The following is a 25696-nucleotide window of genomic DNA, read 5'->3' on the forward strand; positions in this document are numbered from 1 at the left end:
GAACCGCGCGCCATGACTTCCACCCCGCTGCCCCGCCGCCCGCGCGTGTATCTCGCCGGCTTCGACGTCTTCCGGCGCGACGCGCTCGAGCACGGCGCCCGCCTCGTCTCTGCGTGCGCGGAATATGGCTTCGAGGGCGTCTATCCGCTCGACGCGCAAGTGCCGCCGGACCTCGACGGCCCGCGCCTCGCCGCGTGGATCTATCGCGCGAACGTCGAAGCGATCCGCGCCGCCGATATCGTGATGGCAAATGTGAACGACTTTCGCGGCCCCGGCGAGCCCGACTCCGGCACCGCCTTCGAGATCGGCTATGCAACAGCACTAGGCAAGGAAGTCTGGGCCTACACGTCCGACCAGGGCACGCTCATCGAACGCGTGCCTTCGGTGCCCGACGCGCAGGGGCGCGTGTGCGAACGCGGCTATCTGGTGGAAGATTTCGGCCTCGCCAAGAACCTGATGATCGCGTGCGCGGCGCGCCTCGTGCAGGGCGACGCGCGCGCGTGCCTCGAAGCCATGGCGCAAGGGCGCACGCGTTGAGAGCGTACGCCCCCGCCTCAATGATGCATGGTGCTCATCGTGCTCATGCGCTGGAGGGCGCGGATGCGCGCCACCGCGGGGCGGTCCGTCACGGCGACCTGATAGAGCTTCGCGAGATCGGCCTTGAGCGCCGTGCGTGAGCCGGCGTCGAGATACACCATGTGCCCCGACGGATAGAAGCGTGCGCTCAGGTTATCGCGCACCTTCTGGTCGAGGAGCGGCATCTTCTGCAAGTCGATCACGGTCTGGTAGAACGGCGTGACGAAGTCGTAGTAGCCGTTCGCCGAAAGCACGCGCAAATCCGGGTTCAGCGCCATCACCGCCGCCAGGTCGCCGGCCGTGTAGAGCACGATATTGCCCTGTGCATCCACGCCCTTTTGCGCGCCCGTCGGATCGATATGGCCGAAGTTCCAGTTCTTGAATGCCTGATCGTTCAGGTCCGTGAACGACGAGTTCGTGCGGAACTTCAGCTGCTCGTTCAGGTAGCTGTTCCACATCGCCGTATACACGCCGCTCACCGCCGTCATGGTGGGATCGTTGCCGCCCGAGTTGGGGTCGATATTGCCGGCAATGCCCGTGTCGATGGCAGTCACGCGGCCGTCGTACGAGCCGAGCGCCACGCCCTTGTCCTTCATGAGCGTGGTGAGAAATAGCGAATTGCCGCGGCTGTCGTACGAGGCGATGTCGAGATTCCACGACTCCAGCGTTTGCGTGTCGATGCCCGTGTATTGCGACAGCGTCTTCAGCGTGGCCGGAATGCCCTTGTCGCTGGGATCGGGAAACTTCGACAGCGCCTGCAGATAATCGGTGCGCGCGAATTGCGCGACCTGCGCGGCGAACGCCTGCAGGTCCTTCGGCGCGGGCGTCACGCCAAGGCGCTTGTGGTACCAGGCGTCGGCGGCCGCCGTGGGCAGCGCGCCCACCGGATTGCCGCTTTGCGTGTAATCGAGTATCGACGACTGCAACGTGATGCCGTTCAGATCCACGCCATCCTCGTGCAGCCGGTAGGCAAGCACGCAACTGCGCGCCGTGCCATACGATTCGCCATAAAGAAACTTCGGCGAATTCCAGCGATCGTTCGCCGAGAGGTAGCGCTTGATGAACTGCTTGAGCGAATCCGCGTCCTGATCCACGCCCCAGAAGTCGCGATTGTGATGCGGCGCGATCGCGGCCGAATAGCCCGTGCCCACGGGATTGATGAAGATGAGGTCGCTCTTGTCGAGCAGGCTGTCCGGATTGTCTTCGAGCGTATAGGGCGCGGGCGGCGTGAAGCCCGGCATCGAGGTCTTGATGCGCTTGGGCGCGAACGAGCCGAGCAGCACGAACACGGAAGACGAGCCCGGCCCGCCGTTGTAGAAGAACGTGACGGGACGGTCCTGCGCCTGCACGCCGTCTTTCGTGAACGCCACGTAGAACATCTTGGCATTGGGCTGCGAGCTGCTCGGATCGACCGTCACGAGATGACCGGCCGTAGCCGTATAGGCGATGACTTCCTTGCCGATCTGAATGGCGTGGTGCGTGATTGCGGCATTCTCGGTCACGTCGGTGACGAAGTCGTCGGGACCGTTGCCGTAAGCGGTGGGATCGAAGCACGGCTGGTCGGCCTGGGAGCGATGCTTGCCGTTGCCGCTCGCGGGGCTGGCCCCTTGAGCGCCGCCGTTGCCCTTGGTGGACTGCGCTTCGTCGTTCATGTCGTCTCCACTTTCTGAGTGTTCGCGTTTGAGACCGTGAATGCAGCTTCGAATGGCAACCTTTCATGCAACTCGCATGCGCTCGCCATTTCCTTCTCGCCGGGGCGGCGCGCCGCGCTCATCCTACGTCGAGCCGAGTGCCGCCGCCACCTTGCTGCCGACCGGCGTGCCGAGGCCCGTGCAGGCGTCCCAGCCGGGCGCCGCGGAGAAGTCGCCATTGCTGCCGCTCGTCACGTCGTTGAAGGCGCCGGGCTGCGCATAGAGCCTCGCGTTCGCGAAGCCCACGGGCGTGCCGCGCGCCGCGTTGATACGCGCGATCAGCGCAGCCCACAGCGGCGCGACCGCGCTCGTGCCGCCCACCACCGTATCCGCGCCGGCCACGCGCACCTCGTAGCCTGTGGCTGGGTCGGCATCGGCTGAGACATCGGGCACGCCGCGACGCACCAGCGCACCGGCCCCGCCGCTGCCGCGCACGACGCGCAGACCCTTTTGCCAGTCCGGCAGCGCGAACGTCGCGCTCACGCCGCCGCCGGTCGCGCCGTTTTCGCCGTCGCTCCACACGGTCTCTTGCGAGATGCGTCCGTTCGATGCCGCGATGTGCGTGCCGCCGCAGCCGAGCGCATAAGGGCTCGACGCGGGGAAATCGACATGATCGGCGCCGTCGCCCACGCCATCCGACGAGCCGCTGTCGCCTGAGGCCGCACACACGGTCACGCCGAGCGCGACGGCCGTTTGCATGGCGTCGTTCAGCGCGCCGAGCGTTTGCTGCGACCACGCCGACTCCGGCGCGCCCCAGCTGATCGAGATGACCGATGGCTTGCGCTGGCTGTCGTGCAGCGCCGCGCTCACCGCATCCACGAAACCGGCCTCGCTGTTCGGCGCGAAATACACGGCAATGAGCGCCCCGGGAGCCAGCGCGCCCGCGATCTCCACGTCGAGCGTGACTTCGGCGTCGGGCCCGTTGGGGTCGCCGGTCGGCGCATTCGTCGCCTGATCGACCGACACATCCTCCACGCGCGGCGCGCTCACGCCCAGTGCCTTGAAATACGCGGTGAGGTCCGCCGTGTCGTATCCGCCGCCCATTTCGACGATTGCAATGCACTGGCCGCTGCCGTCACCTGCGGGAAAGCTGTAAAGCTCCGCAAGCTGCAAAGGCGTGAACGACCGGGTCACCGCGCGCGCGGCACGGATGGGCGGACGGATGGGTGCGCCAGCAGCCGGCGCATTGGCGAGACTCGTCGGCACGAAGCGAAAGTGCGGCTGCGCCTTCGCGCGATTGTCGAGCCCCACGACGGCGGTGACGACCTCGTGCATGTCTTGCGGCAAATGCAGAGGGCCGCTCGGCTGGTGAAAATGATGCGTGGTCTTGCCGACCTGATGTTCGAAACGCTGCAAATCGATGCCAAAGGCGGCGTTGTACTGCTGTACCGTGCCCGAGAGCACGACCCGGCGCGCCGAGGCGTCGGCGTGGTCCACGGCGAGGCCGTGCGCCTTCGCGAACTGTTCGACACGCTCGATATCCGCCGTGCTGGCGCCAAAGCGCCGCTCATACTCTTCGCGGGAAACCGGCTTGGCGGCGGGGTCGTTGGCGGTGAGCCGGTTGACCAGCTCGTGAAATTCAGGCGACGCCTGACGCCGCAGGATCAACACGATCTTGAAGCGCTCCGCCGGGTCGCACGCGCCGACGCACTGCGCGCCAGCGGGCGCGGGATGTTCGCTGCCTGCCACGGGAAGGTGCCTGGTCATGGCCGGTTTCTCCTTCGTGAAGCGCGTGCCTGTGACTGGACTCTGGCGCCCGGACGCGCGTTGAATCACCGCAATTGCGCGCACCAAACCAGCCCGGCATGCCATACGACAATCGTTGGGATATTCATGCAGCATCGCCACCGCACGATGCGGCCAACGGCGCAGCGCGAGCACAAACGAAACGTTGTGCGCATTCGGCGTGCCCGCCAGAATCGTTATACACCGATGACGATTGCAAATCTCTCCGGGCGCAAGCGCATGGCCATGCCAGGAGGTCGTTGGGGAGGAAGACAAGATGTGCAAAAAGCGCGCGGGCACTGAGCCCGCGCGCTTCGAATGACCCCGTAGCGTGGTTGCGCCGCTGCGGAGTGGTTATGCCGCAGCAGCGAGCGCGGCCGGCAGATGCGTTTGCAGATACGCCTCGAACTCGTCCTTCACCTCCGGATGGCGCAGCGCGAACTCCACCGTTGCCTTGAGGTAGCCGAGCTTGCTGCCGCAGTCGAAACGCGTGCCCATATAGCGGTACGCGAGCACCTGCTCTTCGGTGAGCAGCGACTGCAATGCGTCGGTAAGCTGCAGCTCGCCGCCCGCACCCGGCTTCAGCGAGCGCAGATGGTCGAAAATCGTGGGCATCAGCACATAGCGGCCCACCACGCCGAGATTCGAGGGCGCGGCTTCCGGCGCCGGCTTTTCGACGATGCCCGACAGCTTGAACACGTCCTCTTCCCACTCGCGGCCATCGACGATGCCGTACGACGCGCTGTTTTCACGTGCGATCGATTCCACACCGATCACCGAGCTGTGATAGTGATTGAACGTGTTCACGAGCTGCTTCATGACGGGCGTGGGGCTGTAGAGCAGGTCGTCCGCCAGGATCACGGCGAACGGCGAGCCGCCCACGAGCTTTTCCGCGCACAGCACGGCGTGGCCCAGACCGAGCGCCTCGGCCTGGCGCACGTAGAAGCAGTCCACATTGGCGGGCTTGATGCTGCGAACGAGGTCGAGCAGCTTTTGCTTGTTGCGGGCTTCGAGTTCGCATTCGATCTCGTACGACTTGTCGAAATGGTCTTCGATCGCGCGCTTGCTGCGGCCGGTCACGAAGATCATTTCGGTAATCCCCGCAGCGATCGCCTCTTCCACCGCGTACTGAATGAGCGGCTTGTCGACGACCGGCAGCATTTCCTTGGGGCTCGCCTTGGTGGCGGGCAAGAAGCGCGTCCCCAGGCCTGCAACAGGAAATACCGCTTTGGTTACTTTGAGCATGATGTCCATTCCCAGATCGTTCGTTTGAGTCTCGGTCTCGCAGCGAGGCAAGCCGACTTCCCCGAGGTTCTGCACTGGCAGATTCTTGTATTGAACAAGATTGTTTACCGCCTTTTAAAGAATAAAAAAGGCCAATAAATTCAGATTGTAAGATTCAAGCTTAACACCGGAAATTATTTCCATTCATTCCGAATAATTTAGAGCGAATCGGCATGAATTTCCTGATCCGGCTTGTGTCGGTGACGCGTCTCGTTCGGGCGCAGTCTACTCCGCTTCATCGGCGGGCGGCAAGGCGCCGGAACGCGTGCGTGCGCGCCGGATGGGCTCATTGCGCAAGGCCTCACGATATGCGGATACCCCCACGAGTATCAACAGCACGGCCACGCCGGCCAGCAAGTGCAGGTTCATCGGATTCTCCAGCGACCATAGTCGATCACACACAAACTAGCATTTCAAATTCCACAAATAAACTGCTTTGATTTTCAATCCACTTATTTCTCCATTTCTCTTAACCGCTCGAATACATTTTGAAAATATTTTGCTTACTTCACTCGCGCGCGCGCCCCTAAGATCGCCGGGTACTCTCCCCAAGGACCGGCTGACACCGATGAGCGATCCCGTACTCCAAACTGCCATGCCGCCTGCGTCTGCGCTTCCCGCCGCTGCTGTGTCCTCTGCGGCGCGGCCCTTGACCGCGGCGCGCGAGCTTGCAGGCGATCAACTGATCGAGGCTCTGCGCGGTTTTGCGGCCCTGCTGGTGGCCTATTTCCATTGCCGCCAGGTGACCTGGATCGGCATGGGTGCGTTTCACCAGTTGCACGCGAGTCTCGCGAGCCCAGGCACGATCGCCGCGTGGCTTACGTTTCCCATTGCCTGGGGATCGGCGGGTGTGCCGATTTTCTTCGTCATTAGCGGGTATTGCATTCACCGCAGCGGCGCCGCGCGCCTGAATGCAAACCCCAATTTCCGGCTCGACGCGCGGCAGTTCTGGCTGCGCCGTTTCGTGCGCATTTATCCGGTGCTGCTCGCGGCGTTGCTGCTCACGCTGGCTGTGGATTCGGTCAGCCTCTCGCTCTTTCCTGTGAGCCACAAGATCAATGGCATCGGGGTGCGGGACTTCTTCGTCAATCTGTTCTCGCTGCAGGGCGTGGCCGGTAAGACGTATGGCTCTAACGGCGCGCTCTGGACCCTTTCGCTCGAAGTGCAGTTTTATCTGCTCTATCCGCTGCTTTTTGCTGCGCGCCGGCGGTTTGGGCTGAATGTCGTGCTCGCTGCTGTGGCGCTCATCAACGTGGTGTCTGCGTTGACGCTGGAGCGGCATGACATCGTCGTCTTCACGTCGTACTGGTTCTCGTGGATGCTCGGCGCATGGATCGCCGAAGTGCGCTTGCGTGGGTCTTCCGGGTTCCGGTTTGCCTATCCCGCTGCGGCGCTTTTCGCCGTGGCCGGATGCGTGGCGTTTCACTTTGGCCAGTTTGGCGCGTTCCAGCTCTGGGCGTGTGCGTTTGCCTGCTATCTCGTGAAGGCGCTTGCGCAGCCTGCTTCTCCTGGCATGCTCCACCTGCTGTTCTCCAAACTCGGCGATTTCAGCTACTCGCTCTATCTCATCCATTTGCCACTGTTCGTGCTGCTCGGGTCGCTGTTGTTTCGCTCCGAGTTGCAGACTTCGATCTGGCCGTCGTTCGGTTTTACCCTCGCCGTGATTCCTGTTGGCTGGGTGTTCTATCGGCTCTTCGAGCGGCCTGCGCTGAATGCTGCCGCGCGGCTTAGGAGGCGGGTCGCCGTTTGATCGTGGGTCCTTGGTGCTTTGGCCTTTTCTTGTTTTCGCGGCGGTATGCCAGCGTTGCCCCTGTGCGGGGCGGCACCTACTTTTCTTTGCAGCGGCAAAGAAAAGTAGGCAAAAGAAAGCCGCTCAAACCGCTAATGCCTGCCACAGTTCACATCGCACCACGAAAGGTGAATGGCTCCGGAGCGTCTGTCATCTCGCACCATTTTCGTTAGTGACAAGGGGCTCATCCGTTCCCGCTGCTCGCTACGCGCGCAGCGGTTGGGTCTGCAAGGGAAACCAGGGGGCGTTGTCATTCTTGGCGGAAGGCAAGCGCACCAATGGCTTTAGGTTATGCCCTTCGGCGCGCGTAGCGCCGCCGGAAGGATGAGCGCCTTGTCACTGAGTTCGGTGGTGCGAGGTGACAGACGCTCCGGAGCCATTAACCCTTGGTGGCGCGATGTGAACTGTGGCTGGCGCTGGCGGTTTGAGCGGCTTTCTTTTGCCTACTTTTCTTTGCCGCTGCAAAGAAAAGTAGGTGCCGCCCCGCACAGGGGCAACGCCTGCATACCGCCGCGAAAACAAGGAAAGGCCAAAGCGCCAAGGAGCCAAAAACCCTTTACTTCCCCCGCGCAACAACCCCATCGAGCACCCGCTCGACCGCCTCGACATACTGCTGCTTCCCAAACCGCTCCCGCGCAGTAGCGAGCCCTTGCGCGGCAAGCGCTTCACGCAAACCCGCATCATCATGCAACCTGCCGATAGTCGCAGCCAGTTCCTTCGCATCGCCAGGCGTGCAGAGCAACCCACTCTTACCGTGCTCGACAATCTCGGTCACACCACCATCACGCGAAGCCACAACCGGCCGCTGCGCCAGCATGCCTTCCACGACCACACGCCCGAACGGCTCAGCCGTAATAGACGTATGCGCGATCACATCGACAGCACGCATACACGCCGCGATATCATGCCGAAAACCAAGAAAATGCACACGCGCCTGCAACCCATTCGCATCGACAAACGCACGCAACTCCGCCGCATAGGCGTCCTCGCCAAACAGCGGCGCGCCCACAAACACAGCATGCGCCCGCGGCTCACTGAGCAACGCTTCGAGCAGCACATGCTGCCCTTTCCAGCGCGCAAGCCGGCTAAACGCGCCAACGAGGAACGCTTCCTCGGGCAACCCGATCTGCGCACGCAATTGCGCCTGCGGCACACGCGCAAGCGCTCGGAACGGCGATTCATCCACCCCGTTATGCACAACATCGATACGCTTCGCATCGAATCGCGTGAGTTGCGCAAACACCTTCGCCGAAGCATGCGAATTCGCAATCACATGCGCGAGCCCCAGCTTCGCGCAGCCCTTGATCACGGCGCGCTGCACGCGGCCGAAGTGCTCGTCGCTCACGATGTCGCGCAAATGCCAGACCACCGGCTTACGCGCCAACTTGCCCGCAAGCACGCCAATCACCATGGCGCGTTGCGTGTTGGCGTAAAGCACGTCAGCTTCACGGGCGCGGCGGCGCGTCTCGCGCACGAGCGCGGCAATGCCCGCGAGCACACCCAGACGCGGCGCCGCACCGCCATCGCGCCGCACCTTGCTCAATGCGCCCGAATCGAGCACCTCCACGCGCGCGCCAGCCTTGTCGAGCGCCTCCCTGAAGGGGCCGTCGTTAAAGAGCAGCACGTCGATACGCGAGCGCAAGCCCTTCACCACTTCGAGCAGCGATAGCTCGGCGCCGCCCAGCACACCGCTCTGGTCGATCGCGAGTACACGCGGCGACTCCGTTGCGTCCACGTCGACTTCGAACGGCGGCGCGCCGTGCGCGGAGCCCGCCTGCGAGATCGCCGGCACCGCCTTCGCCACGCGCGCGAAAAACTGCTCGCGGAAATGCCGCGAAGAAAAGCGCTCGGCGTTCGCGCGGCAATCCTCGGCGCGGAATCGCCCCGGATCGCTTTCGAATGAGTCGACGGCCGCGATGATCGCGTCCGCGTTTTGCTCTTCGAAGAAGATGCCCGTGGGCCGCGAACCGGTGTCGCGCACCGTTTCGAGCGCGCCGCCCTTCCCGAAGGCAATCACAGGCGTGCCGCAAGCCTGTGCCTCAACCACGGAAATGCCGAAGTCTTCTTCCGCCGCGAACACAAAGGCTTTGGCGCGCCGCATGCGGTCATGCAGCACCGCGAACGGCTGATAGCCGAGCACTTCCACGTTGGGCGTAGCCTTCGCGCGCACCTTGTTCATGTCGGGACCGTCGCCGATCACCACGAGGCGCCGCTCAGGCATGCGCGAGAACGCCTCGACAATCAGGTCGATCTTCTTGTACGGCACGAGTCGCGAGGCAGTCACATAGAAGTCTTCCTTCTGCGTTTCCAGCTCGAACGCGTCGACATCCACGGGCGGGTACACCACCTCGGCCTGGCGCTGATACACCTTCTGAATGCGGCGCGCGATGAACTCCGAGTTGGCGACGAACTGGTCCACCGAATTCGCCGTACGTACGTCCCAGTTCCGGATGTAGTGCAGGATCAGGCGCGCGAGCATCGACTTCGGGCCGCGCGTGAGGCTCGACTCCTGCAGGTACTGATGTTGGAGATCCCACGCATAGCGGATCGGCGAATGCACGTAGCTGATATGAAACTGGTCCGGTCCCGTGAGCACGCCCTTGGCTACCGCGTGGCTACTCGAAATCACCACGTCGTAGCCCGACACGTCGAGTTGCTCGATGGCGAGCGGCATGAACGGCAGGTACGCGCGGTAGCGCTTGCGCGCGCCGGGCAGTTTCTGAATGAAAGAGGTCGTGGCGCGCTTGCCGCGCAGGAACGTGCGATCCTTCGCATCGACGAAGTCGACGACCGAGAACAGGTCCGCGTCGGGAAAACAGGCCAGGATCTGCTCGAGCACACGCTCCGCGCCCGCGTAGGTCACGAGCCAGTCGTGCACGATGGCCACGCGCGGCGCGCGGCCCGCGGCGAGGGCTGGCCGCAAGGGCCGCAGCGGCATGACAGCGCCCGTTTCGGCGCGTCGCGGTTCGGTGGCGTCGCGCCGTTGAATGGGCGCGGCGGCGCTTTCGGACGGCGCCGCTTCGTCGATCAGTTCGTGACTCATGCGCTTTTCCGTGAATTCAGTCGAAAGAGAAGGGAACGGGCGTAGCCGCGCAGCATGGGCGTGGTCGCTACCGACCACACCACGTTGCCGAGCGCCAGCACGACACCGGCGCCGATGGCGTACAGCGCGTCCGGCAGCCACCACGCAAGAGCAAGCGCCGTGGCAAGAAAACTCAGGTGTGCAAACATATCGACGATGATCGTGCGGCTATGAATGCGCGACAGCCACAACAGCACGACGTAGTCGAACAGTGCGCGAAACAGTACGGCGGCCGCCGCGCCCGGCAAACCGAAACGCGAAATGCCGAGCCACAGCAGGCCCGCAAAGAGTGGCAATTCCACGAGCCCCACGCGTGCGGCAGCGGCAGGATTGTTTTGCGACTGGATGAGAATGCGCGTGACGCCCGCCTGCCCGACGAGCCACACGGCGATGATCAGCACGCGTCCAACCGGCGCGCCATGCTCGGCGATCACCGGTCCCACCCACGCATGCAGGAAGGGCGCGAGCACGACGATCGCGCCGATGGCGATGGGCGTGAACACGGCATTGAGAAATTGCAGCGACTGCGCGGCGATTTCATCCGCATGCTCGCGACCGAGTGCCGAGAGGCGCGGGAACAGTGTGCGCACGAGCGCATTGGGCACCATGTTCAGGCGCGTGACGAGGTTCTGCGGCACGGTGTAATACGTGACGAAGCGCGCGCCGAGGCCCGCGCCCAGCATCACGCGGTCGAGCGAGTCCGCGACCATCGTGGTGACGCTCGCAACCAGCATCCAGCCGCCGAAATTGAAGAGCGCCTTCGAGGTATCGAGGCGCGGCCCGCGCACCTTGCGAATGCCGAGTACGCGCAGCGCGGAGCGGCCAAGCAGGATGGCGGCCGCGAGACGCGCGAACACGGCGGCGGCCAGCACGGTCTGCAGATTCGGCTCGTACGCCCAGGCGGCGGCGAGCGGCAGCAGCTGGAACAGGAACGTGCCGAGCGTCTGGTTCGTGTTGTAGATGCCAAAGCGCTCCGCGCCGTTGATCGCGCCAGCGAACACCCACGACACGTTCGCCACCGGAATCGCCACGGCGAGCCAGGGCAGCGCGAGATAGACCTCGTGGCGCAGTTCGGGCGTGACGTGCGTGAAATACGCGGTATAGAGCGCGCCGCCCGAATAGATCAGCAGGCCGCCGATCGCGCCGGTCGTGAAGTTCAGCCAGAACGCGCTCCAGAACACACGCTCGCACGCATCGGCATCTTTGGACGCATACGCCTTTGAGATCTGGTTCTGCGCGGCCATGCTCATGCCGAGATCGAGCACGCTGAAGTAACCGATCAAGGTCCACACGAGCGCGATCACGCCGTAGCGCTCCACGCCGAGCAGGCGAATATACGAAGGCACCGTGACGAGCGACACGAAGGTCGGCAGCACGAGACCGAACAGATTGATTGCGACGTTGCGCAGTATTCCTTTATCCATTAGGTATCCAGTTGCGTGGCCCGTGAGGGTCAGGCCGGTTTCCAGCGGTACATGAGGACCTTGCCGCGCGCGTCTTCCTCGACGAACACGAGGTATTCGCCGTTTGCTTCGCGATGCGCGGTGATGCCGAACGGCACGTCGACCCAACCCGAGGTATTGCCCACTTCCGCGCCCGGGCCGAAGGTGCCGATCTCCTTCGCGCTGTCCTTGTCGTACACGTGCACGTTGCCCGCGGGCTCGACCACGAACATGTACTGGCCTTCCACCGTGAGCCCTGCCGGCGTGACAGGCGGCTTCGCCTTCGGGTCCCACGGCAGGCGCAGCATGTAGCGCTGCTCGGGGTGGCCGCTCGACCACTTGTCGTAGCGCACCAGCACGCGCCCCGCTTCCTTCCAGAAGCCGGGATCGTGGGGCGCGTCGGCGGTGTAGCCCGTCACATAGAGCGTGTCGGTCTGCGGTTCGTAGATCGCGCGATGCACCTCGGCAAACGGCGCGGGAATCGCGTACTTGTCGAGCTTGTCGTACGAGTAGATCGGGTTGCCCTTCGCATCGAGACCGCCGAAGCGAAAGCGCCAGATGCCCTTGTCGTCGCGCGCGCGCCAGATGTCGCCGCGCGTGTCGATCCACCAGCCCCACCCGCCTGCAAGGTGATCGCGGCCCGGATTGCGCGTGAATTCGTCGGCGTCGAACGCGCCGTTGCCGTTCGTATCGCGCCAGATCCAGTCGCCGGCCGACGGTACCGTTGGCGCATTCGGCACGTTTTGCACCCCGCGGCCGCGCCCCGCGATGAAGCCTGAGGGAATCGCGGTCTCGCCGTCGCGCTGCGCGTCGAAGCGATAGATCTTCAGGTGGTCCGCATACATGTCGGTCAGGAACAGGAACGTGTGCCCGTCTAACACGCGCGCGGTCGGCAGACCCGGCCACTGGTCGGTGTGAAAAACCGGGTCGTCGGGATAGCGGAACCGATTAGACAGGAATCCGACATATTTCCAGTCTTGCCCCGCCGGCTTCGACAAATCAAGTTCGAAGCGCTTGTTGCCCGTATAAACGCTGTTGGGGCGCTGCGGGTCCACCCAGGCGCCATCTACGAAGAGCAGGCCTTCCAGGTTCCACAGGCGCTTGCCTGCGGGCGTATACGCTTCCAGCGTCGCGCCAAGGCCCGCGCCGATGCTGCCATCGTGTTGCGGCCCCACGCCGTTGGTCGAGACGTAGATGTTGCCGCGCGCATCGGTGCCGACGCCCGTCAGGCCATTGAACCGGCCCGGCCCCGGCATGCCCGCGACACCCGAGAAGATGCCGCCGCGTTCGCCAAGCGTGGCGCTCTGCGTCCACGTCTTGCCGTTGCGCGTGAAGATGAGAATCTGCTGGCGCGGCCCGTTATCGGCGATCAGCAGGCGTTGCTGCGGATCGAACGCGAGATCCACGGGCACCGCATCGTCGGGCAGCGCGAGCGTGTCGTCGAGGCGCTTGCCATCTGCCGAGTAATGCGCCACGCGCGGCTGGGCAGCGCCCTTGCCCGCGCCACTCCCCGTGAGCACCCACACCGACCCGTCGGCCGCGAGCGCGATACGTCCCGGCGCCTCAACTTCCCATTGCGTCTTGCGCTGCATCGAGTTCGCGTCGTACACCTCGATGCGGTTCATCGGCGTGTTGCTCACGTAGAGCGTCGAATCCGTAGCGGCGAGGCCGCCAATGTCGGCAGGCGTGCCCGCAGGGACTTCGTTGATCTTCAGAAACGACGCCGAAAGCTGCGCATGCGGATTGAGCGGATCGGGCGAAGCCTGAAACGCGGCCGCACGTTTGGGCTCGTCGAGCGGCCGGCGCGTGATGCCGTACCACTGGCTGCCCTTCGCAGGCCAGATGCCGCTGCCGACGAGATGGCCCTTCTCGTTACCCACACCCACCGCCGCATACAGATAGCGATGATTCACGGCCACCGCGTTGCCGCCGCCGCCGCCCCACCCATGCGTGCCGCCGGCAAAGCCGAGCGGCTTGCCGTCCTGGTACGCGCTGATCTCGGCGCCGCTCTCGTCCCACGGGGCGTTGGTGAAGACCTTGCCTTCGGGTGTGACGGCAATGGCCGTGACGTTGATTTGCATCCACGTGCCCTGGCCGTTGCCAAAGGTGTTGCCGATCCACGAGGTCGTCACGTTGAGCTGCGGCGCGGCGATGGTCTGGACCGAAGACGTGCAGATAAACGTGCACGTCGCGGCCAGCGCCAACGTCCTGCGCAAACGGCGATCGGGATTCGATAACGGCAAGGCAATTCCTCCGGTCTGATGACGGCAATCTGCCTGGATCATGCCGCACAAACCGTATGAAAAATCGCCTCCAAAAAAGGGAAAATAATTCAAAAAAATTCAGTATTTATGACCCATTTCCGAGTGCGCCGGAAATAAATCCCAGAGCCCGGGCGTGAAGCCTGTAAGGCCTATGCAGCTTGACCTGGCCTCATTTCCGGACAGCCATGCGTATTTCATATCGGACAAACTCCGGCAATTAAAATTAAAAATCCAATGCCAATATATTTCGGCTTTTTGAAGATTTAATTCTTTCTAGAATGAATCGCACAGTAATCGTGCATGCATGAACTCACCGGAGAACCGATGACCGTTAGCCGCCTGGTCCATCAACAAGGCCCCGCCGACCATTCCCACCGCATCGTCCAGCTGGACGGTCTGCGTGCTTTCGCCGTGCTCGCCGTGTTCGCGCAGCACGCCTTGCACGCGCCGCTGTGGATGGGCGTCGACCTGTTCTTCGTGCTGAGCGGCTTTCTGATCACCGGCATCCTGCTCGAGCGCAAGGCGCGCGGGCAATCGTATTTCAGCTACTTCTATGCGCGCCGGCTGCGCCGCATTCTGCCGCCTTACGTGCTGCTGCTCGTGGTGTCGTCGCTGCTGTTCGGCTTCGGCTGGGCGCACTACTGGCCGTGGTATGCGTTCTTCGCCACCAATATCGGCGACGCGCTCGGCCAGAGCGGACACGACAGCCTCAACATTCTCTGGTCGCTCGCCGTAGAAGAGCAGTTCTACATCGTGTGGCCCTTCGTCGTGCTGCTCCTGCCGCAGCGCCTCATGGCGCTCGTGGCCGCCGCGCTCATCCTGCTCGTGCCCGTGCTGCGCGCCGTCGCGACGCCGTGGTTCGACACGTACTGGCCGATTTACTATCTCACGCCGTTCCGCATGGACCTGCTGGCCGCCGGCGCACTGCTAGCCGTGCTCGTGCGCCGCGACCGCAACGCGCTCGAGCCTTTCAAATGGCCCGCCGCCGTGCTGTTCTTTGCCGCGCTCGGCGCGCTGGCCTGGCTGCACCTGCATTACCCGCGCTTTCGCGCGATGAACACGCCGCTCTCGAACGCGACGCTCTATAGCATCTCGCTCGTGCTCTGCACCTCCATCGTCGTGTTCGCGCTGCAGTCGAAAGGCATCGTACGGCGCCTGCTGTCGAACCCGGTGCTCGTGTATGTCGGCACGATCAGCTACACGATCTACCTCATTCACCTCACGATTCTCTATGCCGTGTGGCCGCTTCACTACGGCCGCATCGAGAGCGCCGCGATTGCGCTCGTCCTCACGCTCGCTTATGCGAGTGCGAGCTGGTTCCTCTTCGAGCGCCGCCTCACGCGCGGCCCGCGCCGCCGCTCGGCGGCGAAGCCGGTGGACATCACCGCGCGCGTGCGCCAGTCGAGCCCGCAATCGTAATTCCTGAATCCCGTTCGCTATTTCAAGGACACATCACATGAACGAACGTCGCAAAGCGATCATCACCGGTGTTTCCGGCCAGGACGGCGCCTACCTCACGCGCCTTCTGCTCGACAAGGGCTACAACGTCACCGGCACGTATCGCCGCACCAGCTCCGTGAACTTCTGGCGCATGAACGAGCTCGGGATCCTCGACCATCCTTCGCTCGAACTCGTCGAACACGACCTCACGGATGCGGGCTCGACCCTGCGCCTCGTCGAGCGCGCACAAGCGCAGGAGGTCTACAACCTCGCGGCCCAGAGCTTCGTGGGCGTGTCGTTCGACCAGCCCGCTACGACCGCCGAAGTCACCGGCATTGGCGTGCTGAACATGCTCGAAGCGATTCGCGTGGTGAATCCGAAAGCACGCTTCTATCAGGCTTCGACCTCCGAAATGTTCGGCAAGGTTCAGGCGATCCCGCAATGCGAAGAAACGCCGTTCTATCCGCGCAGCCCCTATGGCGTGGCCAAGCTGTTCGCGCACTGGTCGACCGTCAACTATCGCGAGTCTTACGACATCTTCGCGACGAGCGGCATTCTCTTCAATCACGAGTCGCCGCTGCGCGGGCGCGAGTTCGTCACGCGCAAGATCACCGACAGCGTTGCCAAGATCAAGCTCGGCAAGCTCAACATGCTCGAACTCGGCAATCTCGACGCCAAGCGCGACTGGGGCTACGCCTCCGAATACGTCGAAGGCATGTGGCGCATGCTGCAGGCCGATGAACCCGACACCTACGTGCTCGCCACGGGCCGCACCGAAACCGTGCGCGACTTCGTGAAGATGGCGTTCACGGCAGCGGGCATCCAGCTCGAATGGTCGGGCAAGGGCGAGCGCGAAACCGGCATTTGCGTCGCCACGGGCCGCACGCTCGTGCGTGTGAGCCCGCGCTACTACCGCCCGGCCGAAGTCGATCTGCTCATTGGCGACCCGACCAAGGCGCAGCAAAAGCTCGGCTGGCAGCCGCAGACTTCGCTCGAGCAGCTCTGCCAGATGATGGTCACGGCCGACCTTGCGCGCAATGAACGCCATGACACATTCTGATTCCGCTAGCCGTCCGCGCGCGCTCATCACGGGCATTGGCGGCTTTACGGGCCGCTATATGGCCGCCCGCCTCGCGGCGGACGGCTACCGTGTCTGGGGCACCGTCCGGGCCGGAGAATCGCTCAGCGCCGAGGCCTTCCCGTTCGGCGCCACGGCGATCGAAGCCGACCTGCTCGAGCGCGGCGCCATCGCCCATGCGCTCGAGTCCGTGCAACCGGACGTGGTCGTGCATCTCGCCGCGTTGGCCCACGTGGCCGACAGCGACGTTGCACGCACGTATCTCGTGAACGTGGTCGGCACGCGCAATCTGCTCGAAGCCCTCGCGCAGCAAAAGCACGTGCCGCGCGCCGTGCTGCTGGCGAGCAGCGCGAATGTCTATGGCAACGCCACGAACGGCGTGATCGATGAGCACGTCGAACCCCAACCCGCCAACGACTACGCAGTCAGCAAGCTCGCGATGGAATACGTCGCGAAGCGTTTTCAGGCGCAATTGCCGATCATCATCGCGCGCCCGTTCAACTACACAGGCGTTGGCCAGTCGCCGGACTTCCTGATCCCGAAGATCGTCGAGCACTATGCGCGCGGCGAAAAGCAGATTTCGCTTGGCAACCTTCACGTAGCCCGCGACTTCTCCGATGTGCGCGACGTGGTGAACGCCTATGCGCGGCTTGTCGAAGTCGCGCCGCGCGGCGTCACTGTCAACGTCTGCTCGGGCAGTGGTCAAACGCTCGGCGCGCTGCTCGGCATGCTTGCGCGCATTGCCGGCTACGAGATCGAGGTGCATGTCGATCCACGTTTCGTGCGCGCCAACGAGGTGCGCCAGTTGATCGGCTCGAACGCGAAGCTTCGCTCGATCGTCGGCGACAGCTCGCGCAAGCACCTAGAAGACACGCTGCGCTGGATGTACGAAGAAGCCCGCGAACGCGTGCTCGAAACGCAATAGCGCGCACTGCGCGCTTTCTCTCGTCGACACATCAACCGCCGCTCTCCCGAGCGGCGGTTTTCTTTTGGTCTAACGACCCGCTTCAGTGGGTAGCAATCGCTTCCGCATAAACACCGGCCACGCGCTTCGCGATCACGGCGTTGTCGAAGTGCTCGCGCGCATACGCCTTGCATGCCGCTTCATCCGGCAGCTTGATGCGCCCAGCAAGCGCGCCGTCGATGCCATCGGCAATCGCGTTCGCGCCCGTGGCCGGCAGCACGAGGTCCTGTGACAGCCCTGCCACCGCTTCCGGCAGGCCGCCCACTGGCGTCACCAGAACCGGCGTGCCGGCGGAAAGCGATTCCACCGTAATCAGCCCGAAGCCCTCCAGCGCGACCGTCGGCACCACGCTCAGCGTTGCGGCGCGATAGAGCGACGGCAGGTGCGCGTCGGGCACGAAACCGAGCAGCTTCACGTTATCGACCAGACCCGCTTCATCGATGCGCTGCTGCAGTTCGGACTCCAGACGGCCGCGCCCTGCGATCAGCAGGAGCACGTCCGGATGACGCTGCTTCACCATCTTGATCGCATCGATCAGGTCTTCCAGACCCATGCGGCGCACGAGGCGGCGCACGGCCAGGATGATCGGGCGGCCCTGCGGCAGCTGCAGCCTCAGGCGCGCCTCGCCGGAGGAGCACGCCGGGTCGAAATGCGCCGTATCCACGCAGCCCGGCACGATGCGCACGCGCTCGGGCGAAATGCCGTAGCGGCGCGTGAGAATGTCGCCAAACGCCTTCGAAAGCACGATGAGCCGCGACGAGCGCTCATACACCGACTGCTCCAGCGAGTGCTTGATGCGCTGGCTCAGCGTGGCCGCGCCTTCCACGAAGCTCTCGTCGGCCCACGGTCCCTGGAAGTGCGAAACCTGCGGAATGCCGCGCGTGACGTCGAGTCCGGGGAAGGTATACAGCGCGAAGTGCGAGGAAATCACGTCGGGACGGTGGCGGCGAATCTCGCTGCGCAACGCGCGGCGCGCGTCCATCAGGCGAAACGGCAGCGAGCGCGAAGCGGAGCCGAAGCCCTGGATCGCACCGCCGCTGTCCTCTGCCACCTTGGGCGAGCCGGCCACGACGCCGCGCACGCGCACGCCCGCACCGGGCAGCGCGCCCACCAGCGAGTAGTACATGCGGTCGAGCCCGCCTGCGCGCTCGGGAAACCAGTGCATGCCGATTTGCAGCGATTGAATGGAGTGTGTGGTCATCGCGTGTCCTTGTTCTGCACGTGTGCGGTTATCAGGGGGTTTCTGCGCGCTGGAGCGGTTGACCGCCCGGCAGCGTCGCAGCAGCGAACTCGGGTTCTTCGCGGCGCACGGCCTCGCTCGCGTCGCCGGCCAGTTGCCGGTAGAGCGAGATGTATTGCGCAGCCATACGCGCCCAGCCGAATTGCGTGGCGAGTTCCGCCGCGGCCGCGCCCATTGCGAGGCGGCGCGGTGTGTCGGTGGCGAGCGTTTTCACGGCATTGGCGAGCGCGGGCACGTCGTCGGGGTCGTCGAGCACGATGCCGCACTCCGGCGTGATGATTTCCGCGCCGCCCGCCGTGCGCGCCGTCACGACGGGCAAGCCCGCCGCCATCGCTTCGAGCAGCGACAGGCTCATTGCTTCGTATCGCGAAGGAAATACGTAGGTATCGACGGAGCGCATGAGCGTGGGCATCTCGCGCACAAGGCCGAGAAAATGCACGCGAGACTCGATGCCAAGCTCGCGCGCGAGATCGGGATACGGGCTGCCCGGCAGGTAGCCGGCCACGGCCAGATGCACGTTGCCGGGCATATGCTTGAGCGCGTGCAGCACCGTGCCGAGGTTCTTGCGCGGCGTGCGCAGATCGCCCACGAAAAGCAGCAGGAATGCATCGGCGGGCAGCGAGAACTTCGCGCGGTCGGCGCTCGCGGCCGAAAAGCCGCGCGTGTCCACGCCGTTGTAAATCACGTCGAGCCGCTCCACGGGGTGGCCGCCCGACGCGCGGATTTCGTCCGCGACCTTGCGCGAGACTGCGGCGATCACGCGCGAGCGCCGGTACGCCCAGCGCTCCAGCACCGCATTGGCGCGCGTATACACGAACTGGTAAGCGGACCACACGCCGCGCGTAAGACCGAACGGGTAATACTTGCTGCGCGCCCAGCCGCCGTGCACGAAGTGCGCGGTGTTCACGTCGGCGTGCGCCCAGGTAATGAAGCCGTTCACATGGAGCACGTCGTATGCGCGCCGGTTGCGGCGCAGCCACAGTGCGCTCTTCAGCGCGAACACCTGCTGGCGCAGCAGGTTGGTGGGCCACGCGCGCGAGGGTTGCACGTTCACCCACTTCACCTTCGGGTGGGCAAGCAGTTCGGGCGCGACGTGCGAGGCGACCAGCGTCACCTCGAACCCCTCGTCGAGCGCGGCGCGCGCGATTTCATGATTGACGCGGCCCTGGCCGTCATTGTGGCGCACGACATGCGTGACGATTGCGACTCTCAATCGGAGACCTCCGTGGTGCGGACATTGGCCTGGCGTTGCAGCTTCGTCCAATGTCCCGCGCTGAGAATGGAAAACACGCTCGAAAAGAGCAGCAGGCCGCCGGTGCCCACGAGCGAGTTGGTGAAGACGAGCATGGCGAAGATCGAGATCGCGAGGCTCAGGCACGCGCAAACGTAGCGGTCCTCCTGCAGGCGAAACGACACGCGCACCGCGCGCACGATCAGCCACAGCACGCCCGACATGTAAAGCAGCGTGCCGGGCCAGCCGAGCACGAACGGAATGTTCATCACACCGCTGTCGAAGCTGCCGTACTGCCCAAGCTGGCCGTTGTTGCTGGAGAGCTTCGTCGATGCGCCGGTGGCGCCCAGGCCCTCGCCCGTCACGTCGGTGAAGGCCTTCTTCGCGAAGTCGGCATAGAACTGGTTACGCGCCTCGTAGCTCTGGTCGTCCTTCAGATTCACGAGCGTATTCAGGCGCTGCTGCATGCGGTCCGCCACCGGACCGAACGTGAGCAGCGGCACGCATACGCCCGCCAGCACGACCGCGCTCACGATGATGCGAATGCGCACCTTGTTGCTCGACTTCATCAGCTGGATGACCATCGCGATCGCCCAGCCGCCCCAGGTGGAGCGCACGAGCGAGAGCGCGAACGAGAAGAAGCCGAACCCAGCCGCGACCCAGCGCACGCGATGCTGCGCGGCCATCACGAACACCATCGCGCCCATCATCGCGAACGCGAACGGGCCCGACGAATTCATCGTGCTGAACACGCGCACGCCGAGCGGCACGGGGTCGCCCTGCGAGTTCATGTCCGAGCCGATCATCCACATGGCGTCCCACGGCGGCATGATGAAGAACTGCACGAGACCATACGCGCCCATCACGAGCATGCCGTAGATGAAGGTGTTGATGATGGTCTTGCTGCATTCGGGGTACTGGCGCGTGAGCACCATGATGTGAAAGCCGATCAGGAACGGATAGATCCAGTTCGCGAGGTCATAGACGGCCGCCGCCGGGCCGCTGCCCACTACGCCCACAGCGAACCCATAGCCGATGCCGAGCAGCGCGAGCAGGAGCGGCAGGCCGCGCCGCTGCCCGAGAATCGGGTAGTAGCGCAGCAGCGAAATGCCGCTGATCATCGTCACGGCGAGCGGAGCGACCTGAATGAGGCTCGTGGGCGTGAAGCCGCCCTTGCCGTAGTCGGCCAGACGCCGCACTTCCGGGCTCAGGAACCACAGCCACCACATGAAGCCGATATAGCGCACCGGGTTCACGAAGTAGAGCCAGAAGCCCACCGCGATCGAAAGCACGGGGAACGCGAGCGTGAGCACCGTGCCCTGGTGCGCGCCGATCAGCAGCGCCGTGAGCACCCACAGGGCCAGCGGCGGCAGCGTATCGCGGCCCATCAGGCTGCGCAGGCCCCCACGGCGGGCGCGTTGCGGGCTCGCAGGCTGCGGCGCCGGTGCAGGGATAGCGGTCGTGACATCCATGATCACATCCCGCGCGCAGCGACGCCCCGGCCTTGGGGTTCGCCCGCCATCGATCCGCCATTGAGCGCGTCGCGCTCGAGCAGCATCTCGCGCGTGAGCTGCGCGTGCTGGCTCGCGAAGTGCTGCGTCGTGAGATCGCGCGTGCGCAGTTGCTCACTGGCTTCACGCGCCTGGCCGAGCGCGCGCGCCGGATCGGCCACGAGCGCGTTCGCTGCATCGCGCAACTGCTGGACGTTGAACGGTTCCACATACGACGCGGCCTTGTCGTCGAAGTAGTCTTCGAGCGCGCCGACCTTCGTCGCGATCATCGGCTTGCCGAGCGCCGCGGCTTCGAGCATCACCGTGATGCCCGAAGCGTGCGTGTTGGGACGCAGCGGCACGACGATAATGTCCGCCCAGTCATAGAGTGCATGCTGCTGCTTGATGCCGGAAACGCGCACGATTTCGACGTTGTCCGCGCGCGCCGATGCCGGCATGCGCCGCCGCGTGGCGATACGCACCTGGTAGCGCGTATCGTTGCCGAGCGCGCTCACGAGCGTGGTCCAGTCGCGATCGCGGTCGTTGCCGATCGCGGCCACGCGCACCGGCGTATGCGGCTTCCATTCTGAAGGCGCACGCAGCGGAAAGTCGTTGGTGTTCAGCCCATAGAGCACGTGTCGCGCCTCGCGCCCGAAGTACTCGCCACACAGCGCGGCGTTCTCGCTCGCGAGCGTGGTGAGCAGATCGGCCCGCTTGAGCAGCCGCTTGTAAATCGCGCGGCGCAGCGCGCCATAGCCCGGCCAGCGGTCGAGCAGCCACACGCTCTGCGCGAGCAGCAGCGGGCGCGCGCCGCCCTTCTTCGCGTTCATCAGCAGCACCAGCGCCACAGCCAGATGCTCCTGCTCGGTATGCGTCCAGATCACATCGGACTGCAGAATGGCGCGACGATTGCGCCATGCGTGAATGAAGTCGAAACCGAACGCCGCCTTCAGGCCGCGCCGCACGAAGCGCATGGGCGTGCTCTCGCTCGCGTCCTGCGCGTAATTGAGCGCGAATTCCGCAGATTCCGCGTGATGGTATCCGTACAGGCTGCCGATATTCTCGCCTTTGCGATAGCGGCGCGGATCGGCGCCATAGAAAAGGTGGACGTGGACTTGCGTACCGCTCATTCGGGGTCCTCCGTATAGTCGTTGGCCGCGCCGCTCAAACGAGCGCGCGGCGCGCCTCTCGTGCGCCGCCGCGCACCGCGCGCCAGCGTGCGAACGCCGCACCCGCGGAATCGCCGCGCACGGCGCTCAGGCCCGTGTGCACGAGGCCCGGATACACGCGCGTGCCGACCAGCGCATACCACCACCAGGCAGTTTCGCGGCGCAGCGGCGTGAGATGGCCGAGCAGGATCAGATGCAGGTTGTAAGCGGCGTTGCGGATCGAAGCGAGCGTCTGCGCATTGCGCGGGTCTTCGCCCGGGCGCGGCGCGGGATAATGGTCCACGGCCACGAGCGGGTCGTACACGAGCTTCCAGCCCGCGCGCTTCACGCTCATGCTGAATGCCATGTCGTTATGCGTTTGCGCGCCGGTGCCGCGCAGGCGCCGGTCGAAACGCCGGTCGCCGATCGCCGCGCGGCGATAGCTCATGTTCGCGCCCTTGAGCAGGTCCACTTCGCGCGCGCCGCCCGCACCCAGATGATGGTTGCCGACGATGCGGCCCGAGCGCTGCAGCTTGCCCACGAGCGTGCGCTCGCCGTCGATCATGCGCCCGTCTTCGTGCACCCAGTCGCGTCCGCCGAGCGCGCCGAGCTTCGGGTCGGACTCGAAGGCCGCCGCAATGCGCGCCACCCAGTCGGCGCGCGGCGCGGCATCGTCGTCGGTGATGGCGATCACGTCGCCCGTCGCAGCCTCGATGCCGCGATTGAGCGCCGCCACCTGCCCCGGCTCCTTGACAATGGCCACTTCCACGTTCAGCACGCGGGGCGTGACATGTTCGGCGAGGCACGCGTGCGTGGCCTCGTCGTCGGCGCGGGCCACCACCACGATTTCGTCGGGCGCGCGCTGCTGGCGCAGGAGCGCCGAAAGGCAGCGCGACAGATCGTCAGGACGCCGATACGTCGGCACGAGCACGGTCACTTTCATCGCGTGTTCTCCTTTGCTGTGCTGGATAGGTGGGTAGACGTCATGCGCTCAGGTACTCGCGCACGTTCGCATAGCCGTAGCCATAGTTGCCGCGCGTGCGTGCCGGCACGCCGTTGAATACGCCGCCCTGCACGCGCACGCCGGCATTGCGCAGACGCTTGAGCGCCTCGGTGATTTCGCCTTCGGTGTGCAGGCCCGAGCGCAACACGAGGAACGTCGAGCCGGCATGTCCGCCGATGATGGCGGCGTCGGTCACGGCGAGCACCGGCGGTGTGTCGATGAGCAACACGTCGTAGCGGTTCGACAGGCCTTCGAGGTACTGGCCAAGACGCGGCGACATCAACAGCTCGGAAGGGTTGGGCGGACGACGGCCGCACGAGATGAAGTGCAGGTTGTCCACTTCGGTCGCGCGAATCGCCTCGTCCAGCGCAATCTGCCCCGAAAGCAGCTCGGAGAAGCCGTTTTCCTGCGGGCCGCCCAGATGACGTTCGAGCGCGCCACGGCGCATGTCGCCGTCGATCATCAGCACGCGCTTGCCCGAATGCGCGAGCAGCACGGCGAGGTTCGCGGTCAGGAAGCTCTTGCCGACGCCGGGCACCGAACCCGTCAGCATGACCACGCGATTACGCGCGTCCATCACACTGAACTGCAGCGAGGTGCGCAGGCTACGCAGGCTTTCGACCGTGAGGTCCTTGGGGCGCGCGTTGGCGAGCACTTCGCGCAGGCGCGAGCCGCCACGCACCGGGCCGCGCTTTTCGAGCGCCAGCTGCTCCGGCGAAAGCGGCACGAGGCCGTACACGGGCAGCTGGAACGAGCGCTCGATCTGGTCCGGATCGACAATGCCCTTGAACATGTTGCGGCGCATGAGCACGAAGCCCGTGCCGAGAATGATGCCGAGCAGCGACGCCGCCGAAACGATCAGCAGTTTCTTGGGCTTCGACGGGCTGCCGGGGCGCAACGCCGGATCGATGATATGCACGTTGCCGCCCGTGCCCACACGCTGCACGGAAAGCTCCTGAATGCGGTTGAGCAGCAGCACGTAGATGTCCTCTGCCACCTTCGCGTCACGCTGCAGTTGCACGGCCTTCACTTCCGTGGCCGGCAGGTCGCGGAACTTCGTGTCGTACTTCGCGCGCTCCGCCTGCAGCTGCGCGAGCTGCTGGCGCGCCGCGATCAGCACCGGATGCTGGTCGCCGAAGCGCTGTTGCAGCGAGGCGATCTGCAGTTGCAGCGCGGAAATCTGCTGCTCGTATTGCACGCTGCCGTCGAGATAGATCTTCGCTTCGTCGCTCGCGTTGATCGAACCCGACTTGCTCTGGTACGCCGTGAGCGCCGCTTCGGCGTTTTCGAGGTCACCCTTCAGGCGCGGCTGTTCGCTGCGCAGGAAGTCGAGCATCTTGCTCGCGTCGGCCTGCTTGGTCGCCACGTGCTCGCGCAGGTACGACTGCGCCACCGCGTTGGCAATCGCCGCCGCGTGCTCGGGGTCGTTGTCTTCGAGCGAGATGTCGATCACGCCCGTTTGCTTGCCCTGCTCCTGCACCTGGATCGCGTTCTGGAAGCCGCTGATCGCGTCGAGGTCGTTCAGGCGCACGACCTTGAAGCGCGTGCCCGGACGCGCCACGAGCTTGCTCACGAGCAGCTTCACGCCGCCGCCCTCTTCGACCTGGCCAACGGTGCCTTCGAGCAGGCGCGCGCCGTCCGGCGTCGAGATCACATAGCGGTCGTTATCGAGCGCGGTGAGCGTGAGCTTCTTGCCTTCGAGCCCGGCCGTGACTTCGACCGAGTCGATATTGATGACCTCGCCGCCCCACGCATAGCTGCCGAGCCAGTTGCTGAGCCCGAACCACGGACGCGCGGGCGTGCCCGGCGTCGCGAGGCGTGCGGAAAGACTGCCGATCAACGGCAGCATGACCGGCGTGACGGTGGTGTTCAGCTTGAACTGCTTGACCACCGGCTCGACCACGCTGCGGCTCTTGATCATCTGGATCTCGGCGTCCGTGGGCAAACTGCCCGCCGACGATCCGGAGCTGATGTTCGCGCCCGTTTGCGTTTGCGTGAGGGCCTGCGACGTGTAGTCGGAAGGCTCCACGCGGACCTGAGTGTCGGCCGTATAGACCGGCTTGGCGATAAAGCAATAAAACACGGCCATGGCGATCACCGCCGCCGCGATTGCGATGAGCCAGCCGATGTCGTCGATGATGACGCGCAGCAACTGGCCGAGAACGACGTCCTCTTCCTCGGTGCGGGCCGCCGGGGCCGCCTGGCTATTGGCTTGTAGGGTCACGATTCAATCCCGTTGTTTAGGTGTT

Annotated in this window: 18 protein-coding genes; 5 read left to right on the plus strand and 13 right to left on the minus strand. The window is 64.7% G+C overall.

Annotated elements, in window-relative coordinates; translation table 11 throughout:
• The first annotated feature begins 12 nt into the window (after nucleotides 1-12).
• The gene (locus U5A57_RS06885) at nucleotides 13-537 is read left to right on the plus strand and encodes a nucleoside 2-deoxyribosyltransferase (RefSeq protein ID WP_321909324.1); all 525 of its coding nucleotides are present in this window, start codon (nucleotides 13-15) and stop codon (nucleotides 535-537) included.
• A 17-nt stretch (nucleotides 538-554) separates the two neighbouring features.
• Here the strand turns inward: U5A57_RS06885 and U5A57_RS06890 are convergent, their stop codons facing one another.
• The 4 genes from U5A57_RS06890 to U5A57_RS06905 all read right to left on the minus strand — a co-directional run bounded on the left by U5A57_RS06890 (nucleotide 555) and on the right by U5A57_RS06905 (nucleotide 5645).
• Complete coding sequence (locus U5A57_RS06890; protein ID WP_321909326.1) at nucleotides 555-2228, minus strand: S10 family serine carboxypeptidase-like protein; 1674 nt, start codon at nucleotides 2226-2228, stop codon at nucleotides 555-557.
• 123 nt (nucleotides 2229-2351) lie between these two features.
• Nucleotides 2352-3974 carry a S53 family peptidase gene (locus tag U5A57_RS06895; RefSeq protein WP_321909328.1) on the minus strand — a complete coding sequence of 541 codons (1623 nt, stop codon included), beginning with the start codon at nucleotides 3972-3974 and terminating at the stop codon, nucleotides 2352-2354.
• Between the two features lie 372 nt (nucleotides 3975-4346).
• Nucleotides 4347-5237 carry a UTP--glucose-1-phosphate uridylyltransferase GalU gene (gene galU / locus U5A57_RS06900; RefSeq protein WP_321909330.1) on the minus strand — a complete coding sequence of 297 codons (891 nt, stop codon included), beginning with the start codon at nucleotides 5235-5237 and terminating at the stop codon, nucleotides 4347-4349.
• Between the two features lie 264 nt (nucleotides 5238-5501).
• Nucleotides 5502-5645, minus strand: coding sequence for a hypothetical protein (locus tag U5A57_RS06905; protein ID WP_199272116.1), 144 nt, complete (start codon nucleotides 5643-5645; stop codon nucleotides 5502-5504).
• A gap of 199 nt (nucleotides 5646-5844) precedes the next feature.
• Here U5A57_RS06905 and U5A57_RS06910 point away from each other — a divergent pair, with 199 nt between their 5' ends.
• A complete protein-coding gene (locus U5A57_RS06910; RefSeq protein WP_321909332.1) occupies nucleotides 5845-7026 on the plus strand; it encodes an acyltransferase in 1182 nt (393 codons plus the stop codon).
• 595 nt (nucleotides 7027-7621) lie between these two features.
• Here the strand turns inward: U5A57_RS06910 and U5A57_RS06915 are convergent.
• The 3 genes from U5A57_RS06915 to U5A57_RS06925 are packed head-to-tail and all read right to left on the minus strand — an operon-like array spanning nucleotide 7622 to nucleotide 13832.
• Nucleotides 7622-10108, minus strand: a complete 2487-nt coding sequence (locus tag U5A57_RS06915; RefSeq protein ID WP_321909334.1) for a glycosyltransferase family 4 protein — start codon at nucleotides 10106-10108, stop codon at nucleotides 7622-7624.
• Nucleotides 10105-11571, minus strand: a complete 1467-nt coding sequence (locus U5A57_RS06920) for a flippase (RefSeq protein ID WP_321909336.1) — start codon at nucleotides 11569-11571, stop codon at nucleotides 10105-10107. Before U5A57_RS06920 ends, U5A57_RS06915 begins: the two co-directional genes overlap by 4 nt.
• A 29-nt stretch (nucleotides 11572-11600) precedes the next feature.
• Nucleotides 11601-13832 (minus strand): hypothetical protein, encoded by a 2232-nt coding sequence (locus U5A57_RS06925; protein WP_415774587.1) that lies wholly within the window; start codon nucleotides 13830-13832, stop codon nucleotides 11601-11603.
• Nucleotides 13833-14177: 345 nt separating this feature from the next.
• Here U5A57_RS06925 and U5A57_RS06930 point away from each other — a divergent pair, with 345 nt between their 5' ends.
• Genes U5A57_RS06930 through U5A57_RS06940 form a run of 3 tightly spaced genes read left to right on the plus strand, consistent with a single transcriptional unit; the run spans nucleotide 14178 to nucleotide 17296 of the window.
• On the plus strand, nucleotides 14178-15272 hold the full coding sequence (locus tag U5A57_RS06930) for an acyltransferase (RefSeq protein ID WP_321909338.1): 1095 nt from the start codon (nucleotides 14178-14180) through the stop codon (nucleotides 15270-15272).
• 37 nt (nucleotides 15273-15309) lie between these two features.
• Complete coding sequence (gene gmd, locus U5A57_RS06935; protein WP_321909340.1) at nucleotides 15310-16353, plus strand: GDP-mannose 4,6-dehydratase; 1044 nt, start codon at nucleotides 15310-15312, stop codon at nucleotides 16351-16353.
• Nucleotides 16340-17296: a GDP-mannose 4,6-dehydratase gene (locus U5A57_RS06940; protein ID WP_321909342.1), complete on the plus strand. Its 957-nt coding sequence runs from the start codon at nucleotides 16340-16342 to the stop codon at nucleotides 17294-17296. The genes gmd and U5A57_RS06940 overlap by 14 nt, the downstream gene beginning before the upstream one ends.
• 82 nt (nucleotides 17297-17378) lie before the next feature.
• On the opposite strand, the gene U5A57_RS06945 is transcribed toward U5A57_RS06940, so the two are convergent.
• The 6 genes from U5A57_RS06945 to U5A57_RS06970 are packed head-to-tail and all read right to left on the minus strand — an operon-like array spanning nucleotide 17379 to nucleotide 25674.
• On the minus strand, nucleotides 17379-18536 hold the full coding sequence (locus U5A57_RS06945) for a glycosyltransferase family 4 protein (RefSeq protein WP_321909343.1): 1158 nt from the start codon (nucleotides 18534-18536) through the stop codon (nucleotides 17379-17381).
• A gap of 31 nt (nucleotides 18537-18567) precedes the next feature.
• Nucleotides 18568-19788 carry a glycosyltransferase family 4 protein gene (locus U5A57_RS06950; protein ID WP_321909344.1) on the minus strand — a complete coding sequence of 407 codons (1221 nt, stop codon included), beginning with the start codon at nucleotides 19786-19788 and terminating at the stop codon, nucleotides 18568-18570.
• Nucleotides 19785-21278: an O-antigen ligase family protein gene (locus U5A57_RS06955; protein WP_415764586.1), complete on the minus strand. Its 1494-nt coding sequence runs from the start codon at nucleotides 21276-21278 to the stop codon at nucleotides 19785-19787. The genes U5A57_RS06950 and U5A57_RS06955 overlap by 4 nt, the downstream gene beginning before the upstream one ends.
• A gap of 2 nt (nucleotides 21279-21280) precedes the next feature.
• Nucleotides 21281-22426, minus strand: coding sequence for a glycosyltransferase (locus U5A57_RS06960; RefSeq protein ID WP_321909346.1), 1146 nt, complete (start codon nucleotides 22424-22426; stop codon nucleotides 21281-21283).
• A gap of 34 nt (nucleotides 22427-22460) precedes the next feature.
• Nucleotides 22461-23387, minus strand: coding sequence for a glycosyltransferase family 2 protein (locus tag U5A57_RS06965; RefSeq protein ID WP_321909347.1), 927 nt, complete (start codon nucleotides 23385-23387; stop codon nucleotides 22461-22463).
• A 40-nt stretch (nucleotides 23388-23427) separates the two neighbouring features.
• Nucleotides 23428-25674: a polysaccharide biosynthesis tyrosine autokinase gene (locus tag U5A57_RS06970; protein WP_415764722.1), complete on the minus strand. Its 2247-nt coding sequence runs from the start codon at nucleotides 25672-25674 to the stop codon at nucleotides 23428-23430.
• Nucleotides 25675-25696 lie beyond the last annotated feature (22 nt).

Origin of the sequence: Paraburkholderia sp. J11-2 (assembly GCF_905220185.1) — a bacterium.
Classification (GTDB): domain Bacteria; phylum Pseudomonadota; class Gammaproteobacteria; order Burkholderiales; family Burkholderiaceae; genus Paraburkholderia.

Coding starts and splice junctions, on each gene's coding strand:
- U5A57_RS06885 (WP_321909324.1), top strand. CDS start 13: ATGACTTCCACCCCGCTGCCCCGCCGCCCGCGCGTGTATCTCGCCGGC.
- U5A57_RS06890 (WP_321909326.1), bottom strand. CDS start 2,228: ATGAACGACGAAGCGCAGTCCACCAAGGGCAACGGCGGCGCTCAAGGG.
- U5A57_RS06895 (WP_321909328.1), bottom strand. CDS start 3,974: ATGACCAGGCACCTTCCCGTGGCAGGCAGCGAACATCCCGCGCCCGCT.
- galU (WP_321909330.1), bottom strand. CDS start 5,237: ATGCTCAAAGTAACCAAAGCGGTATTTCCTGTTGCAGGCCTGGGGACG.
- U5A57_RS06905 (WP_199272116.1), bottom strand. CDS start 5,645: ATGAACCTGCACTTGCTGGCCGGCGTGGCCGTGCTGTTGATACTCGTG.
- U5A57_RS06910 (WP_321909332.1), top strand. CDS start 5,845: ATGAGCGATCCCGTACTCCAAACTGCCATGCCGCCTGCGTCTGCGCTT.
- U5A57_RS06915 (WP_321909334.1), bottom strand. CDS start 10,108: ATGAGTCACGAACTGATCGACGAAGCGGCGCCGTCCGAAAGCGCCGCC.
- U5A57_RS06920 (WP_321909336.1), bottom strand. CDS start 11,571: ATGGATAAAGGAATACTGCGCAACGTCGCAATCAATCTGTTCGGTCTC.
- U5A57_RS06930 (WP_321909338.1), top strand. CDS start 14,178: ATGACCGTTAGCCGCCTGGTCCATCAACAAGGCCCCGCCGACCATTCC.
- gmd (WP_321909340.1), top strand. CDS start 15,310: ATGAACGAACGTCGCAAAGCGATCATCACCGGTGTTTCCGGCCAGGAC.
- U5A57_RS06940 (WP_321909342.1), top strand. CDS start 16,340: ATGACACATTCTGATTCCGCTAGCCGTCCGCGCGCGCTCATCACGGGC.
- U5A57_RS06945 (WP_321909343.1), bottom strand. CDS start 18,536: ATGACCACACACTCCATTCAATCGCTGCAAATCGGCATGCACTGGTTT.
- U5A57_RS06955 (WP_415764586.1), bottom strand. CDS start 21,278: ATGGATGTCACGACCGCTATCCCTGCACCGGCGCCGCAGCCTGCGAGC.
- U5A57_RS06960 (WP_321909346.1), bottom strand. CDS start 22,426: ATGAGCGGTACGCAAGTCCACGTCCACCTTTTCTATGGCGCCGATCCG.
- U5A57_RS06965 (WP_321909347.1), bottom strand. CDS start 23,387: ATGAAAGTGACCGTGCTCGTGCCGACGTATCGGCGTCCTGACGATCTG.